Source organism: Dermacoccus sp. Ellin185 (genome assembly GCF_000152185.1).
In the GTDB taxonomy this organism is placed as follows: domain Bacteria; phylum Actinomycetota; class Actinomycetes; order Actinomycetales; family Dermatophilaceae; genus Dermacoccus; species Dermacoccus nishinomiyaensis.
In genome coordinates, this window is record NZ_AEIQ01000062.1 from 1 (window position 1) to 15,541 (window position 15,541).

The following is a 15,541-nucleotide window of genomic DNA, read 5'->3' on the forward strand; positions in this document are numbered from 1 at the left end:
GTTGAACCTGCCCAGTACGTCAGCCTGGCCTACACCGACACACTGGCCGAGCACGGCGTCGCGCCTTCGGTGGGGACAGTGGGCGATTCGTACGACAACGCCTTGGCTGAGACGGTCAACGGGTTGTACAAGGCCGAACTGATCTACTCACGCACGACATGGCCGTCGACGTCGGCGGTCGAGTTGGCGACATCGGAGTGGGTGACCTGGTGGAACCACCAGCGCCTGCACGAAGCACTCGGCTACCGCACGCCGGTCCAGGTCGAAGCGTCCTACGATCAATCCCAGACGAGAACCCTCGTCACCACATAAGCGCGGAACGAAACCCAGGGCGCTTCAGTGCTGGGTCATGCTCGTTCTCGTTCCTGGTGGTGGTGTGCCGGGACGTGCCCCTCGGCGACGGAGTGCTCGGCCTGGAAGATCGCGTCGGTCACGAGCTGTGAGGCGTGCTCGTTCTCCAGTCGGTAGAAGACCCGCTGGCCCTCCTGCCGGGTGGACACGATCCGAGCCATGCGCAGCCTCGCCAGGTGCTGGGAGACCGCGGCGGGCGACTTGTCGACGATGTCGGCGAGATGGTTGACCGACAGCTCGTCGCTGGCGCGCAGGGCCAGGATGATCCGTACCCGGGTCGCGTCGGCGAGCAGACCGAACACCTCGACCGCAAGCTCCACGTACTGGCTGTCCGGGTCCAATCCGCATCTCTGCTTATCTGCGTCCATACGCAGATTATTGCAGGTGCCGGATCGCTCCGTCTACTTCGGAACGCCGCGACGGCTCGGGGGCGCGGAGGCGCGGTCGCCGCGCCCCCGAACGTTCGTCGGATCAGGACGTCTGGTAGGCGATCGCCGTCATCATCCCGGCCTCGCCGTGGTAGACGTTGTGGCAGTGCGTGAGCCACCGTCCGGGGTTGTCGGCGTCGAACTCGACGCGGAGCGTCTTGCCGGGCAGGACGATCGAGGTGTCCTTGCGGGGCCCGCCTCCGGGATGCTGGTAGGTGTGGCCGTGCAGGTGCATCGGATGCCACATCTTGGTCGAGTTCTTGAACTCCAGCGCGACGCGCTCGCCCTCCTTGAGGCCGAGGGCGTCGCGCATGGGCTGCTCCATGTCCATGCGCTTGCCGTTGATCGCCCAGTCGTACTTCTCCATGCCCCCGGTCAGCTCGAGGACGAGTGTGCGGTCGGCGGCGCGCTGGGGCAGGGCGACCGCATCGATGGCCTTGAGGTCGGCCGCGGTGGCGGGAGCCTTCGTCTGCGGGAGCTTCGCGTCCTTGGCCGGGGCGCTGCCGGATCCGGTGCGCAGGACGGCGACGGCCTGGTCCTGCTTCCCAAGGGCCTCGGCGACGACGGCGAACGCGCCGTCGCCGGCGGTGATGACGGCGTCGTAGCGCTCGCCCATGCCGAGCACGACGCTCTCGGCCTCGAACGGCTGGATCGGGTAGCCGTCGGTGTGGGTGATGGTGAGCGGGTGCTCGGCGACGCCGAACCGGAAGGCGGTGTCGCCGCCGGCGTTGATGATCCGCAGTCTGATCTTCTGGCCCGGCTTCGCGGTGAAGGTCTCCGGGTCGGCCGCTGGCCTGCCGTTGATCAGGTAGAGCGGATAGTAGACGTCGCCGGCGTCGCCGCCGAGCAGCGGCGAGGTCGCCCCCATCAGGGTGTTGCCCATCCGCATCGGCCCCATGTCCATTCCGCCGTGGTCCATCATGCCCTTGCCGAGTTCCTTCATCACCTGGTCGGGCGTCGCGATGACGCCGTCGAGCCAGTCGTCCAGGACGATGATCCACTCCTGGTCGTAGTCGCCCTTCTCGTTCGGGTCGTCGATGATCAGCGGGGCGTACAGGCCGCGGTCCTGCTGGACGCCGACGTGCGGGTGGAACCAGTAGGTCCCGGCGTGCGGGAGCACGAACTCGTAGGAGAACGCGCCGCCTGGCTCGACCGGCTTCTGCGTCAGGTTCGGCACGCCGTCCATGTCGTTGCGCAGTGCCAGGCCGTGCCAGTGCACGGTGGTCGGGTCGGGTAGATCGTTGGTCAGGGCGACCTTCAGGGTGTCGCCGATGTTGCCGCGGATCGGCTCGGTCGCCGACGCGCCGGTGAACGCCCAGGTCTTCGCCTCCTTCCCGGCCAGGTCCACGGTGGTCGGCTCGGCGGTCAGCGCACGCTGCACGGTTGTGCCGGTGCGGCGGCGCTTGGATTCGGCCTTCTCGACGGCGGCGCTGTCGGGCCCGACGAACGAGGTCGTCTTGCTGGTGGAGGTGCAGCCGGCGAGGCCTGCGGCGGTGAGGGTCAGTGCGCCGGCGGCGAGGAACTGGCGGCGGTTCAGGTCGGTGTGCATGGTTGAACGGTGTCCTTCTGTGTCGATGGTGAGCGGTGCCACGGGCATCGGCCTGGACGCGCTCGACGACCACGGGTGATCGGATGCGCAGGCTCGAGGGCTCTCGGGAGAGGGGTCAGCGCCATCTGGGCGCGATGCCGTCGCAGATGCAGGGCAGGCGCATGGGCATGCCCCGATGGGCAGGAGCGCCGCTGGGGGGCGCTCCCCGCTGCTCACGTTCGATAGATCGACAGTTCCAGGTGCGACAGCGCTAATCGGCGGGGCGTCTGGAGAGGCGGCACCGGCTCGGGCGCGCGGCCGAGCTCGGGCAGGGTCGCGGCGAGCGGGGCCGGAAGGACGGGGATGCTCTTGCCGGTCGGCCCGGGGACGCAGGTGGAGCCTGAGCCGCTGCTCATGGCACCCGCGCAGCCGCCGGAGCCGTGGACCATGCCATGCGATCCGGACGTCGACGACGAGGGGGCGACGGCCGCCTCTGCGGTCAGAGCTGGCGTCGCCGGGGCGGAATGCTTCATCGAGGCCATGGGGGCGCTCATGGCCGTGGCCCCGGCACCGTTGGCCAGCGAGTGCATTCCGAGGAGGCCGGCGATCAGCAGGGCCGCGAGGACGAGGAGCTGCAGCCGGTGCCGGCTGCGGCGGGGTTCGTCGGTCGCGGTCTCCACGCTGCACAGCATACCCCGGTGGCGTATCCCGTCTCCAAGGGAGGATCCGTCGGCGAGGCGCACCCCCCGCGTTGCGGGAATACCCGGCAGGGGTATACGGTTACTCGTACGCGGTACCCACTGGGGGTATCTCTGCTGAGGAGGCATTCGATGGCTGCGAACGAGTACCAGGTGACGGGCATGACCTGCGGGCACTGCGAGATGTCGGTCCGCGAGGAGGTCAGCGGGATCCCCGGCGTCGAGGACGTCGAGGTCAGCGCGCAGACCGGCAAGCTCGTCGTGTCGGGCTCCGGCGAGATCGACGACGCGAAGGTCCTGGCCGCCGTCGAGGAGGCCGGCTACACGGCCGTGCGCGCCTGACGACACCACCACCAGCGCGGCTCACGCTCCCCGTCGACCCCGACGGCGGCGGGGGCGGAGCGCGCACCACTGACCGCATCGGCGACATGACCGCCCCTGCGCACGAACCGGACGTCTCAAAGCCCGGAGAAGAAAGGACGCAGAGGATGACTGCACCAGCGCCGCTCAGCACGGACGCCGGCATCGAGCTGGAGATCGGCGGGATGACGTGCGCCTCGTGCGCGAACCGGATTGAGCGCAAGCTCAACAGGCTCGACGGCGTCACCGCGTCGGTCAACTACGCCACAGAGAAGGCCAAGGTCACCGTGCCCGCGGGCTACGACCCGCAGCTGCTGGTCGCCGAGGTCGAGAAGACCGGCTACACCGCCGCCCTGCCCGAGCCCCCGGACGCGAAGACCGATGACGCCTCCGACGGAGGCGCGGACGCCGACCCTGAGCTGATCTCTCTGAGGCAGAGGCTGATCGGGTCGATCGTGCTCACCGTGCCGGTGATCGCGATGGCGATGATCCCTGCCCTGCAGTTCACCTACTGGCAGTGGGCCTCGCTGACCCTGGCCGCGCCGGTGATCGTGTGGGCGGGCTGGCCGTTCCACAAGGCATCGTGGATTAACCTCAAGCACGGCACCGCGACGATGGACACGCTCGTCTCGATGGGCACCTCGGCGGCGTTCCTGTGGTCGCTGTACGCGCTGTTCTTCGGCCACGCCGGTATGCCGGGGATGAAGCACCCGTTCGAGTTCGCGCTGGCCCGCTCCGACGGCGCGGGCAACATCTACCTCGAGGCGGCCGCCGGGGTGACGATGTTCATCCTCGCCGGTCGCTACTTCGAGAAGCGGTCCAAGCGCCAGGCAGGCGCGGCCCTGCGCACCTTGCTCAATCTCGGAGCGAAGGAGGTCTCGGTGCTGCGCGGCGGGGCCGAGGTCAAGATCCCGACCGCAGAGCTGGCCGTTGGCGACGAGTTCGTCGTCCGGCCCGGAGAGAAGATCGCCACCGACGGGACGGTCGTCTCCGGCAGCTCCGCGGTGGACGCATCCATGCTCACCGGCGAATCGGTGCCGGTGGAGGTCGCACCGGGCGACCCGGTCACCGGGGCCACCGTGAACGCCGGCGGCCGGCTCGTCGTCCGGGCGACCCGCGTCGGCTCGGACACCCAGCTGGCGCAGATGGCCAAGCTGGTCGAGGACGCCCAGTCCGGCAAGGCCGCTGTCCAGCGGCTGGCCGACAGGATCTCCGGAGTGTTCGTCCCGATCGTCATCGCCATCGCGCTCGTCGCCCTGGCGGCGTGGCTGATCTCCGGGGCCGGCGTCTCGACGGCGTTCACCGCCGCGGTCGCGGTCCTCGTCATCGCCTGCCCCTGCGCCCTGGGCCTCGCCACCCCGACCGCACTGCTGGTCGGCACCGGCCGCGGCGCGCAGCTGGGCATCCTGATCAAGGGCCCCGAGGTCCTCGAATCCACCCGCAAGGTCGACACCGTCGTGCTGGACAAGACCGGCACCGTCACCACCGGCAGGATGACCCTGGTCGACGTGATCGCCGAGGCCGGCACCGACCGCGCCGAGCTGCTCCGCCTGGCCGGGGCCCTGGAGGACGCCTCCGAGCACCCGATCGCCCAGGCCGTCGCCAAGGGCGCGGTCCAGGAGACCGGCCAGCTCCCGACGCCGGAGGACTTCGCCAACGTCGAGGGCAAGGGCGTGCAGGGCGTCGTCGACGGCCACGCCGTGCTCGTCGGCCGGGAGTCCCTGCTGGCCGACTGGTCCCAGCACCTCTCCCCTGACGTCGCCGCCGCCAAGGCCGCAGCCGAGGCCGAGGGCAAGACCGTCGTCGCCGTCGGCTGGGACGGGCAGGCCCGCGGCGTCCTCGTCGTGGCCGACACGGTCAAGCCCACCAGCGCCGAGGCGATCCAGGGCCTGAAGGGCCTGGGCCTGACCCCGGTGCTGCTCACCGGAGACAACGAGGCCGTCGCGAAGCGGATCGCCGCCGAGGTCGGCATCGACCAGGTCATCGCCGAGGTCCTGCCCAAGGACAAGGTCGACGTCGTCGCCCGCCTCCAGGGCGAAGGCAAGGTCGTCGCGATGGTCGGCGACGGCGTCAACGACGCCCCCGCCCTCGCCCAGGCCGATCTGGGTCTGGCGATGGGCACCGGCACCGACGTCGCCATCGAGGCCTCCGACATCACTCTGGTGCGCGGGGACCTGCGGGCCGCCGTCGACGCGATCCGGCTGTCCCGCCGGACCTTGGGCACCATCAAGGCCAACCTGTTCTGGGCCTTCGCCTACAACGTCGCGGCCATCCCGGTCGCGGCGCTGGGCATGCTCAACCCCATGCTCGCGGGCGCGGCGATGGCGTTCTCATCCGTCTTCGTCGTCGGCAACAGCCTCCGCCTGCGCGGATTCCGCAGCGTCACCCCGCACTGACCCGCACAACCACCCACCCGAACTGAACTGATCGCACGAGAGGCATCCGACGATGACGAACGACTCCCACGCCCACGCCAGCTGCTGCAGCACCTCCAGCGCCGCGAACCCGGCGGTCGACGCCGAGGGCCGCGAGAACCTGCTGAGCGGCAGCGACGACATGACCACCTGCCCCGTCATGGTCGGCAGCCGGGTCAGCAAGACCGCGGCCGAGGCGGCAGGCCTCTTCCGCGACTACCGAGGCCAGCGCTACTGGTTCTGCTGCGCCGGCTGCGGGCCGGCCTTCGACGCCGACCCCGCCAAGTACGCCGCCGCCATGGCGTAGTCCGAGCACCGGATCGGAGCGCCCAGATAGACGCTCCGGCGGACCAGCAGGATTGCGATATACCCCACCGGGGTATATGGTCGGAGATGGACAAGGCAACGAACAGGAGACCACATGCGCAAGCGCCTCACCATGACCCTCGCAGCAGGAGTGCTCGGCGGAGCACTCCTGCTGACCGGCTGCAGCTCCGGCGACCAGGACCCCTCGAAAGCCGGCCCGCACCACGGCGGCAGCAGCTCGACGAGCTCCCCGGCCAGCAGCGACGGCGGGATGGACCACTCCTCGATGGAGCACCCGATGGACGGCGGCCCAGCGCCCGCCGGCATCGAGAAGGCCGCCTCCCCCAAGTACCCGGTCGGCACCCAGGTGATCCTCACCGCCGACCACATGATGGGCATGGACGGCGCGAAGGCCACGATCGTCGGCGCGTACGACACCTACACCTACGCGGTGAACTTCACGCCCACCACCGGCGGCGAACCGGTCAAGGACCACAAGTGGGTCGTCCAGCAGGAGATCAAGGACGCCGGCAGCAAGCAGCTGGCCGACGGCACCGAAGTCACCCTGGAGGCCGAGCACATGAAGGGCATGAAGGGCGCGAAGGCCACCATCGCCTCCTCCACCGACGAGACCGTCTACATGGTCGACTACGAAGCAGGCGGCATGAAGATGACCAACCACAAGTGGGTCGTCGAGAGCGAGATCAAGCCGGCCTCCTGAGCCGGCCACCACCGCAGAGCAGGGCCCGGACAAGGGAAGCAGCAATGACAGACCCGAACGCGCATCAGCACCACCACGGCGACACCGCAGACGCGCCCGCCCACAGCGGGCACGCCGTCGCGACCACCGCGCCCGGCCACGGGGAAGATCCGCACGCGGGGCACGCAGGCCACGTCGCGCACCAGGGGCAGCACGGAGACCACGCCGGTCACGGCGGTCATGGAGGCCACGGGGACCACGTCGGCCAGTTCCGTCGGCTGTTCTGGATCAACCTCGTCATCGCCGCCCCGGTGGTGGGGCTCTCGCCCATGTTCGCCATGCTGCTCGGGTACTCCGTGCCCGGCTGGGCGGGGTGGGTCGCAGCGGTGCTCGGCACCGTCATGTACGTCTGGGGCGGCAAGCCGTTCCTCACCGGTGCCTGGAGCGAGCTGAGGAGCCGCAAGCCGGGGATGATGCTGCTGATCGCGCTGGCGATCACCGTGGCGTTCTTCGCCTCCTGGGCCGCCACCCTCGGGCTCGTCCACCACGAGCTGGAGTTCTGGTGGGAGCTGGCGCTGCTGATCGTCATCATGCTGCTGGGGCACTGGATCGAGATGCGCTCCCTGGCCCAGACCACCTCCGCGCTCGACTCGCTTGCCGCCCTGCTGCCCGACGAGGCCGAGCGCGTCGAGGGCGACGACATCGTCAAGGTGGACCCCGCCGAGCTTCGCGTCGGCGACGTCGTCATCGTCCGCCCCGGCGGCAGCGTCCCCGCCGACGGCACCGTCGTCGACGGCCACGCCGACATGGACGAGTCGATGATCACCGGCGAGTCCCGGCCCGTCGCCCGCGGCGAGGGCGACCCGGTCACCGCCGGCACGGTGGCCACCGACTCCGGCCTGCGGGTCGAGATCACCGCCACCGGCGACGACACCGCCCTGGCCGGCATCAACCGGCTCGTCGCCGAGGCGCAGGGCTCCTCCTCCCGCGCTCAGCGCATCGCCGACCGCGCCGCCGCCTGGCTGTTCTGGTTCGCCCTCGGAGCCGCGCTGGTCACCGCCGTGGCCTGGACGCTGATCGGCAGCCCCGACGACGCGGTCGTCCGGGTCATCACCGTCCTGGTGATCGCCTGCCCGCACGCCCTGGGTCTGGCGATCCCGCTGGTGGTCTCCATCGCCACCGAGCGCGCCGCCCGCGGCGGCGTCCTGGTCAAGGACCGCCTCGCGCTGGAGTCCATGCGCCAGGTCGACGCGGTTCTCTTCGACAAGACCGGCACGCTGACCCGGGGCGAGCCCACCGTCACCGGCGTCGAGCCGGTCGGCGACCTGGACGCCGACCAGGTCCTCGCCCTGGCCGCCTCCGCCGAGGCCGACAGCGAGCACCCCCTCGCGAAGGCCATTGTCGCCGCCGCCAAGGACCGCAGCCTCGCATTCGAGCCCGGGAGCGGCTTCTCTTCCTCGCCCGCCGTCGGTGTCACCGCGACTGTGGCCGGCCGGGAGATCCGCGTCGGCGGACCCCGCCTGCTCGAGGAGACCGCGCAGTCCGAGGTCGACACCGCCGACGCCTGGCGCGCCGAGGGCGCGATCATCCTCCACGTCCTCCGGGACGGGACGGTGATCGGCGGCCTGAAGCTCGCCGACGAGGTCCGGTCCGAGTCCCGCGACGCCGTCGACGCCCTCCATGAGCTCGGCGTCGAGGTCGTCATGATCACCGGCGACGCCGAGGCCGTCGCGAACGAGGTCGGAAAGGAGCTCGGCATCGACCGCGTCTTCGCCGGCGTCCGCCCCGAGGACAAGTCCGCTAAGGTCGCCCAGCTGCAGCACGAGGGCAAGAAGGTCGCCATGGTCGGCGACGGCGTCAACGACGCTCCCGCCCTCGCGCAGGCCGACGTCGGCATCGCCATCGGGGCCGGCACGGACGTCGCCATCGCCTCCGCCGGCGTCATCCTCGCCAGCTCCGACCCGCGCAGCGTCCTGTCGGTCATCCAGCTCTCCCGGGCCGCCTATCGGAAGATGAAGCAGAACCTGTGGTGGGCAGCCGGCTACAACCTCCTCTCCGTGCCGCTCGCGGCAGGCCTCCTCGCACCCCTCGGGTTCGTCCTGCCCATGTCGGTCGGCGCGATCCTGATGTCCCTGTCCACCGTCGTCGTCGCACTCAACGCCCAGCTGCTGCGGCGCATCGACCTCACACCCCAAGCCAGCACCCGCTCCGTCCTGGATCGCCAGAAGTGAAGGACACGCTCATGACCACCGACACCGCCACCGATGACACCGCCATCGACGCCGAGCACCACCAGCACGGCTACATCAGCGACAAGGACCGCTACCTCCAGCGCATGAAGCGCATCGAGGGCCAGGCCCGCGGCATCGCCAAGATGATCGACGACGAGAAGTACTGCATCGACATCCTCACCCAGGTCTCGGCGCTCACCCGGGCCCTGCATGGCGTCGCGACCGGGCTGCTCGACGACCACCTCAAGCACTGCGTCCTCGACGCCGCCAAGCAGGGCGACGACGACGCGGCCCTCGCCAAGATCCAGGAAGCCAGCGACGCCATCAACCGTCTCGTGCGGTCCTGAACCAGCACCGCGACCACAGCAACCGTCCCAAAGGGGAGGAGGAACCCATGGCCCGCTTCGAACCACTGACTCCGGAAACCGCCGCCGGCACGTCCCGCGAGCTGCTCGGCGACCTCGTCGAGCGCCACGGCACCGTGGGCGACATGGTCGCCACCATGGCCCACTCCCCCGCCGTGCTCGGCGGCTACCTCGGCCTGAGCAAGGCCATGCGCCGCGCCAAGCTCGACCGCGCGACCAGCGAGCTGATCTCCATCGCGGTCCAGGAACAACAGGGGTGCGGCCTCTGCCTGGCCTCGCACATCGAGGCGGCCAAGTCGCTCGGCGTCGCCGACTACGAGATCGAGCTCGCGCAGCTGAGCACCGCGAGCCGTCCGGAGTTGGCCGCGATCATCGCTCTGGGCCTGCAGGTCTACCGCGCGCCGGCGTCCATCACCGACGAGCAGGTCGAGGAGCTGCGCGCCCTCGGCTACAGCGACCGGGCGATCGCCGACGTCGTCGGAGTCGTCTCCCTCAACATCATCACCGGAGCGTTCAACCTCGTCGCCGGGCTCACTCCGGGCGAGGAAGGCTGACACCCACGGTGCCTTGGCCGAGAGGATAGGCAGCGGCCTGCAAAGCCGTCCACACGGGTTCGAATCCCGTAGGCACCTCCATCCGACGCCCGTGGAATGCATTCTCCGTGTTCAGTCTTCCCGCAGTCCTCATCGAATACGAATCGTCGAGCAGGCCGGCCGAATCTGAGCACCGGTTTGGCTGGGCTTGCTTCGACGACGACATACGACAGGGGAAGCCGACAGGCCGCCGCTCGCCGGCGGCACGAGGATGGGAGGTCCGGACGAGTGCATAGAACACTGCCCGCCCGGACCCGGCTCGTCCATTGGGGTGCTCTGCTCGCCATCCTGGTCGGCATCGTCGGGATGAACCTCATGTCGCAGGGGGACGCGTCCCCCGCCCCCGACGCGGCCGTGGGCCAGGCCGTCGTGCTCGGACAGCCGGTAGCAGCCTCAGATGCCGACGGCTCCGCACACCACGAGCCGATGAGCTGCCCCGGCTGCGCCGCTGCCTCGACAGGCGGATCTTCGACCGGCGAAGCCCCGATGGACCCGATGGGCTGCCTCGCGGCGGCGGGCTGCGTGATGGTCTTCGTGCTGTTCGCGATCGCCGCGCTGGACAAGAGGCGGACCGTCGGACGTTGGTGGTATTGCCGATCCAGCCGCCCGGCGTCGACGCGACGCCGCCAGCGATGGCTGCTGAGGACGCCGCCGAGCCTGATCGAGCTGTCGATCCTGCGGACCTGAGGTCCACTCGCCGCTGACCGACGGCCGGTCGATCCGATGACGCCCCTGCTCTGCGCCTTCCCCCGCAGAGGTTCCGTCGGAGACCTCCCTTGCGTCTGCGGCCCTGCTGAAGCGCCGCGGCGGCGGTGTCGTCATCACCCGCCCCGCGGCGAGAACCCTATTCCAGCAAGAATCCTGAGGACCCTCCGAGAGCCCTTCGCGGGGCCGGTCCGCTGCCGTGGTCCCACGACCAGCGCAGCGATGGCCCGAGCTCCTCGAGCGACCTCGAGCCTCAGGCACGATCGAGGGAATCAGACGTGAACCAGAATCGAACAGGCAAGAACTCGAAGGGCCGGAACCCTCGGCCCACGCCGCCACCGGGTCAACGCGGATCGGCCCGCGCACGCCTGGCGGAGATGAGACGCCAGGAGACCAGGGCCCGAATGCATCGACGGGTGGCCTACGGCATCACCGCCGCTGTCGTCGCCATCGGGCTGAGCATCGGCATCTGGGTGCTCGTGCGGCAGACCTCCTCCCCCGACGCGGCCGGCGGGGTCGTCGGCGCTAGAGGACAGCGCGGCATGCCGCCCTGGCAGCTGCCGTCCGACCCGGAGTCGGCGGCGAAGGCCGCCGGCCTCCAGGTCTCGAAGATGGAGGGCACCGCGACGCATTTCCACTCCCATCTGGACATCACCGTCAACGGTCAGCCGCTGGCGGTGCCCTCCTCCATCGGCGTCGATCCGAGGACCGGAGCGATGTCGGAGCTGCACACCCACGACGAGCGCGGCGTCCTGCACGTCGAGTCCCCGACCAAGGACGGCGTCTACACGCTCGGGCAGGTGTTCGCCGAATGGGACGTCCGGCTCGATGGCGACGGGGTCGGAGGGCTGAACAACACCAAGACCGACAGCCTGCGCGCCTATGTCGACGGCAAGTTGGTCGAAGGCAACCCGGCGAAGATCGAACTCGGTGAGCGGCGGCAGATCTCGCTGATCTACGGGCCGCGGAACGCAACCGACGCTCCGGCCTCCAGCTTCGCCTTCGATCCCGATGAGTGAGCGCATCCGGCGCGGCGGACGACTGGCGCGTCGGCGCACGTCGCGGCCCTCGACGTCCTCGGTAAGGCAGGGGATCCGATCATGAGATTCCCCGCGGCCCTGAATGCTCGCACCGACGACGACGTGCGCGACGACGGCCAGATCGGCAGCGCGAGGTCGGCGAACGCCGTCGCCGGCCACTCGGCCCCAGCGTCGATCGGCCTCCCCGGCGGGCTGCGGTTCCTGTGGACGCAGCTAGACACCATGCGCACGGCCCTGGTCCTGCTGTTCCTGCTGGCACTGGCAGCGGTGCCGGGATCATTGGTGCCGCAGCAGAACATCTCGCCGGTGATGGTCAGCATGTTCGTCCGGCAGCACCCGACGTTAGCGCCGATCTATCAGAGGGTCGGCCTGTTCGACGTGTACACCTCGCCGTGGTTGTCCGCGATCTACCTGCTGCTGTTCATCAGCCTGATCGGCTGCATCGTCCCTCGGACGGGCGTGTACCTGCGCGCCCTCCGTCGCCGTCCGCCGAGGACGCCGCGGCACCTGCGTCGGATGCCCGCCTACGCGTCGACGGAGCTGCCCGGCGACGCTCCGGGATCGGCCGAGATCCTGGAGCGCGCCGCCAGGCAACTGAGGGCGCGCCGCTACCGCGTCGCGCGCAACGACGACGGGTCGGTGTCGGCGGAGCGGGGCTACCTCCGCGAGGCCGGCAACCTCGTCTTCCACATCAGCCTGGTGCTCCTGCTGGTCGCGTGGCCGTGGTCTGGCTGACCAACTTCCGGGGCGACCGCGCACTGGTCGTCGGCGGCGACAGCTTCTCCAACGACCTGGTCCAGTACGACGACTTCAAGGCCGGGCCGCTGTTCCGCCAGTCGTCGCTGACCCCGTTCAGCCTCAAGCTCGACAGCTTCGACGTGAAGTTCGAGACCGGAGACGTGCAGCGAGGAGCGGCCCGGCAGTTCAAGGCCGTCGTCACCGTCACCGACCGCCCCGGTGCCAGGCCGCGCCGGGAGACGCTCCAGGTCAACCATCCTCTCGAGCTGGCCGGGGGCCAGAAGGTGCATCTGATCGCCTGGGGGTACGCGCCGGTGGTCACGGTGAAGGACGGCGACGGCAACGTCGCCTACTCCGGAGCGGTGATCTTCCTGCCGCAGGACGGCAACTTCACCTCCGCCGGCGCGATCAAGGCACCCGACGCCCGCCCGCGCCGACTCGGCTTCGAAGGGTTCTTCCTGCCCAGCGCCGCGGTGGACGCCAACGGGCCGCGGTCGGTGTTCCCCGACGCGCTGAACCCTCAGCTGTTCCTGAACGCCTGGTCCGGCGAGCCGGGAGTCGAGACCGGTCAGCCCGAGAGCGTCTACTCCCTCAACACCCGCGGCCTGCAGCAGATCAGGAATCCGCAGAAGCCCGGGCAGCCGCTGCGCTTCGTCCTGCGGCCCGGCTACATCCAGAAGTTGCCCGACGGCCAGGGCTCGATCCAGCTCGACGGCGTCCAGCGATGGGTCAAGCTGCAGGTGGGCGACACCCCCGGCGCTCCGATCGCGGTCGCTGCGATCACGTTCGCTGTGCTCGGCCTGTGCCTGTCCCTCTGCATCCGCCCACGACGCGTCTGGGTCCGGATCCGCTCCCAGCAGGGACGCTCGACGCTGGAGATCGCACGCCTGGACCGCGCCGAGGGCCGGGCCGGCCTGCCCGACGACCTGGTCGCCGTCGTCCGCGACCTCGACCTGGCCGCCCCCAACCCGGCGGTTCGGACCCATCACGACACCACTTCATCGCAGGAGACGAGATGACCACGACATACTTCTCCAGCCTCGCCTTCGTCACCGCGACCGTGCTGCACCTGCTGGCATTCTGCATGCACAGCATCGAGTGGGCGGCCGCGCGCAGGATCGAGGCTCGCAACGTCGACCCGGCCCCGGAGCGGGGGCTGGCGGCGTCCACCGCGACGGCTGCCGGGACGAGCGCACACGGCCCGGGTCGACGGGAGGGAACCGGGGATCCCGGCCGAATCTCGATACCGCGCACCTTCAGACATTGGCCGCGAAGTACGCCGATGAACCCGTCCCCGTTGCTGCGCCAGGGGAATGGGGAGCATGGGTCGAGGGAGGTGCGTGGCTGCGCGTTACCGGTACACCTGTCGACTGGATCCTTCGCAACGTAGACCACGTAGACAAACAGTGCACACGAGCACGGGGCGGTCTCTTCGCCTTCCACACCCAACCCGGGCACCCCCTGGGATTTCTCGACGTCAGCTACGCCGGCGAAGTAGCGACAGGCCGCCCTCTCGCAGACCCCCACCACCGACTCGACACGTGGAAGAGCCGGCTCGACCCGTACCCAGGCCTGTTGCGTGAAGCTCTCATCCAGAACACGTGGCAGGTCACTTTCGACCTCGATGGCGCACACAAAGGTGCGGACAAATGTGACACCACGCACGTCGGTCTTTGTTGCGCGCACGCCACGCTGATATGTGCCCACGGGCTGCACGCCTACGCCCGAAACTGGGTCACCACCGAGAAAGGCCTGGTCCCGAGCGTGGACCAGCTACAGATCACGACAGGAACCTTCCACGCAGACGTCGCAACAGTTCTGGGAACCCTCGGCAGCACAGCATCCGAACTGCACCGGGCGGTCGACCGACTCCACGAGGTGCTCCAACCAGCGCTCACCCACCTCGGGACCTAAGAACAGACGAAGTGGGCCCAAACCAGGCCGTCAGCGTGGGCCCAGATCACCTTGACATAGCCACATGATCTCGAGTTTGCGAGTAGCTCAAACGAACGGTTTCGCGGACCGTGGGAACCAGCGCCCCGCCCTAGGTAGAAGACGCAGTAGCGTGAGGGCGGCGCCACGAGGGCGTCGCCGGCGGAGAGGATGCTCGTGGTCGACCTGTCCGTACTGCCGGGCTTCCTCGGTGTCATTCTGGTGTTCCTCATCCCACCCGGCCCAGACATGGCGTACATGCTCGCGGTCGGACTCGAGGGAGGGCGCAGAGCCGCGCTCAAAGCGATCCTTGGCATCGCTACCGGAATGAGCGTCTACGCCGCCGCAGTCGTTGTTGGCCTGGGTGAGGTCGCCAAAAGTCACCCTGATTTGCTGACCGGCCTGAAGCTGCTTGGGGCTGCTTATCTGCTCTGGCTGTCGGTGACTACCGTGCGCCATGCTCGCGAGGCATCTGCGATCGGCGACGTCGCCGCCGGGCGGTGGTACCTGCGGGGTCTGTCGGTCAGCCTGACGAACCCCAAGATCATCCTGTTCTTCCTCGCCGTCCTCCCGCGCTTCACCGGCCACGCCACCAACACGACAGCGCAGATGGCCCTACTCGGCGCAGTCAATGTGTGCACCGAGTTCGTGCTCTACGGCACCGTCGGTGCTCTCGCGGGCACTTTTCATGAGCGATTCACTAGCAGTCCGCGAGCTAGCGCGGCGTTGAACTACCTTGCGGCCACGGTCTACGCCGTTCTTGGCTGCGTCATCATCATCGAAGCCGTCCGACAGGTGTAGCTCAAACGAAAGGCTCTGCACCATCGCAGCGGTCCGGTAGCTCAACCCGCCGTTCATGCGCCCGCGAGAGGCAGCTGCGCCGACAGTCGCAAGTCATCCACCCCCGGGCGATCTTCAAATGCGTCGGCGAACCGAGCCACCTCGGCGAACCCGAGCGCCGAATAGAGCGCAACAGCTCCCACGTTGGATGAGAGCACCCTGAGCCATACGCTGTCACCACCCCGGGCCTCAACTGCTGTCAGTGCAGCGTGTATGAGCTTCCGCGCTAGGCCTTGACGGCGGGCGACAGGTGCCACACCGAGCCCAGCCACGTACCACTGGCCGAAGTCACTAGTGTCACGCGTCTGAACT

The 15,541-nt window shown here is 69.3% G+C and carries 17 protein-coding genes and 1 tRNA gene; 14 read left to right on the forward strand and 4 right to left on the reverse strand.

Annotated elements, in window-relative coordinates:
- On the forward strand, positions 1-312 hold a 312-nt coding region (locus HMPREF0321_RS05890), incomplete at its 5' end, for an integrase core domain-containing protein (RefSeq protein ID WP_006944957.1).
- A gap of 35 nt (positions 313-347) precedes the next feature.
- On the opposite strand, the gene HMPREF0321_RS05895 is transcribed toward HMPREF0321_RS05890, so the two are convergent.
- The 3 genes from HMPREF0321_RS05895 to HMPREF0321_RS05905 all read right to left on the reverse strand — a co-directional run bounded on the left by HMPREF0321_RS05895 (position 348) and on the right by HMPREF0321_RS05905 (position 2,987).
- The gene (locus HMPREF0321_RS05895) at positions 348-719 is read right to left on the reverse strand and encodes a metalloregulator ArsR/SmtB family transcription factor (protein WP_006944961.1); all 372 of its coding nucleotides are present in this window, start codon (positions 717-719) and stop codon (positions 348-350) included.
- 103 nt (positions 720-822) lie between these two features.
- A complete protein-coding gene (locus tag HMPREF0321_RS05900; RefSeq protein WP_006944933.1) occupies positions 823-2,328 on the reverse strand; it encodes a multicopper oxidase family protein in 1,506 nt (501 codons plus the stop codon).
- A 212-nt stretch (positions 2,329-2,540) separates the two neighbouring features.
- Positions 2,541-2,987, reverse strand: coding sequence for a DUF6153 family protein (locus HMPREF0321_RS05905; protein WP_129358159.1), 447 nt, complete (start codon positions 2,985-2,987; stop codon positions 2,541-2,543).
- Positions 2,988-3,137: 150 nt separating this feature from the next.
- Here HMPREF0321_RS05905 and HMPREF0321_RS05910 point away from each other — a divergent pair, with 150 nt between their 5' ends.
- The 13 genes from HMPREF0321_RS05910 (at position 3,138) to HMPREF0321_RS05970 (ending at position 15,190) form a co-directional block, all read left to right on the forward strand.
- Complete coding sequence (locus tag HMPREF0321_RS05910) at positions 3,138-3,347, forward strand: heavy-metal-associated domain-containing protein (RefSeq protein WP_006944934.1); 210 nt, start codon at positions 3,138-3,140, stop codon at positions 3,345-3,347.
- A 146-nt stretch (positions 3,348-3,493) separates the two neighbouring features.
- Positions 3,494-5,761 (forward strand): cation-translocating P-type ATPase, encoded by a 2,268-nt coding sequence (locus tag HMPREF0321_RS05915; RefSeq protein WP_006944948.1) that lies wholly within the window; start codon positions 3,494-3,496, stop codon positions 5,759-5,761.
- Between the two features lie 52 nt (positions 5,762-5,813).
- Positions 5,814-6,086: a YHS domain-containing protein gene (locus HMPREF0321_RS05920; RefSeq protein ID WP_006944982.1), complete on the forward strand. Its 273-nt coding sequence runs from the start codon at positions 5,814-5,816 to the stop codon at positions 6,084-6,086.
- Between the two features lie 114 nt (positions 6,087-6,200).
- The gene (locus HMPREF0321_RS05925; RefSeq protein WP_006944980.1) at positions 6,201-6,806 is read left to right on the forward strand and encodes a YdhK family protein; all 606 of its coding nucleotides are present in this window, start codon (positions 6,201-6,203) and stop codon (positions 6,804-6,806) included.
- 44 nt (positions 6,807-6,850) lie between these two features.
- Entirely contained in the window at positions 6,851-9,016 is a 2,166-nt protein-coding gene (locus HMPREF0321_RS05930) for a heavy metal translocating P-type ATPase (RefSeq protein WP_006944959.1), read from the forward strand.
- A gap of 11 nt (positions 9,017-9,027) precedes the next feature.
- The gene (locus HMPREF0321_RS05935) at positions 9,028-9,363 is read left to right on the forward strand and encodes a metal-sensitive transcriptional regulator (RefSeq protein ID WP_170957177.1); all 336 of its coding nucleotides are present in this window, start codon (positions 9,028-9,030) and stop codon (positions 9,361-9,363) included.
- 47 nt (positions 9,364-9,410) lie between these two features.
- A complete protein-coding gene (locus HMPREF0321_RS05940; RefSeq protein WP_006944983.1) occupies positions 9,411-9,935 on the forward strand; it encodes a carboxymuconolactone decarboxylase family protein in 525 nt (174 codons plus the stop codon).
- Between the two features lie 7 nt (positions 9,936-9,942).
- Positions 9,943-10,016: transfer RNA gene (locus tag HMPREF0321_RS05945), tRNA-Cys, on the forward strand.
- Between the two features lie 264 nt (positions 10,017-10,280).
- On the forward strand, positions 10,281-10,661 hold the full coding sequence (locus HMPREF0321_RS17365; protein ID WP_006944944.1) for a hypothetical protein: 381 nt from the start codon (positions 10,281-10,283) through the stop codon (positions 10,659-10,661).
- A gap of 434 nt (positions 10,662-11,095) precedes the next feature.
- Complete coding sequence (locus tag HMPREF0321_RS05955; protein ID WP_050786494.1) at positions 11,096-11,698, forward strand: hypothetical protein; 603 nt, start codon at positions 11,096-11,098, stop codon at positions 11,696-11,698.
- A gap of 81 nt (positions 11,699-11,779) precedes the next feature.
- Positions 11,780-12,454, forward strand: coding sequence for a cytochrome c biogenesis protein ResB (locus tag HMPREF0321_RS16735; protein ID WP_006944953.1), 675 nt, complete (start codon positions 11,780-11,782; stop codon positions 12,452-12,454).
- On the forward strand, positions 12,436-13,476 hold the full coding sequence (locus tag HMPREF0321_RS16740) for a cytochrome c biogenesis protein ResB (protein WP_205747109.1): 1,041 nt from the start codon (positions 12,436-12,438) through the stop codon (positions 13,474-13,476). Before HMPREF0321_RS16735 ends, HMPREF0321_RS16740 begins: the two co-directional genes overlap by 19 nt.
- Positions 13,477-14,560: 1,084 nt before the next feature.
- Positions 14,561-15,190, forward strand: coding sequence for a LysE family translocator (locus HMPREF0321_RS05970; RefSeq protein ID WP_371168040.1), 630 nt, complete (start codon positions 14,561-14,563; stop codon positions 15,188-15,190).
- 53 nt (positions 15,191-15,243) lie between these two features.
- On the opposite strand, the gene HMPREF0321_RS17370 is transcribed toward HMPREF0321_RS05970, so the two are convergent.
- Positions 15,244-15,501 (reverse strand): GNAT family N-acetyltransferase, encoded by a 258-nt coding sequence (locus HMPREF0321_RS17370; RefSeq protein ID WP_371168041.1) that lies wholly within the window; start codon positions 15,499-15,501, stop codon positions 15,244-15,246.
- Positions 15,502-15,541: the final 40 nt, after the last annotated feature.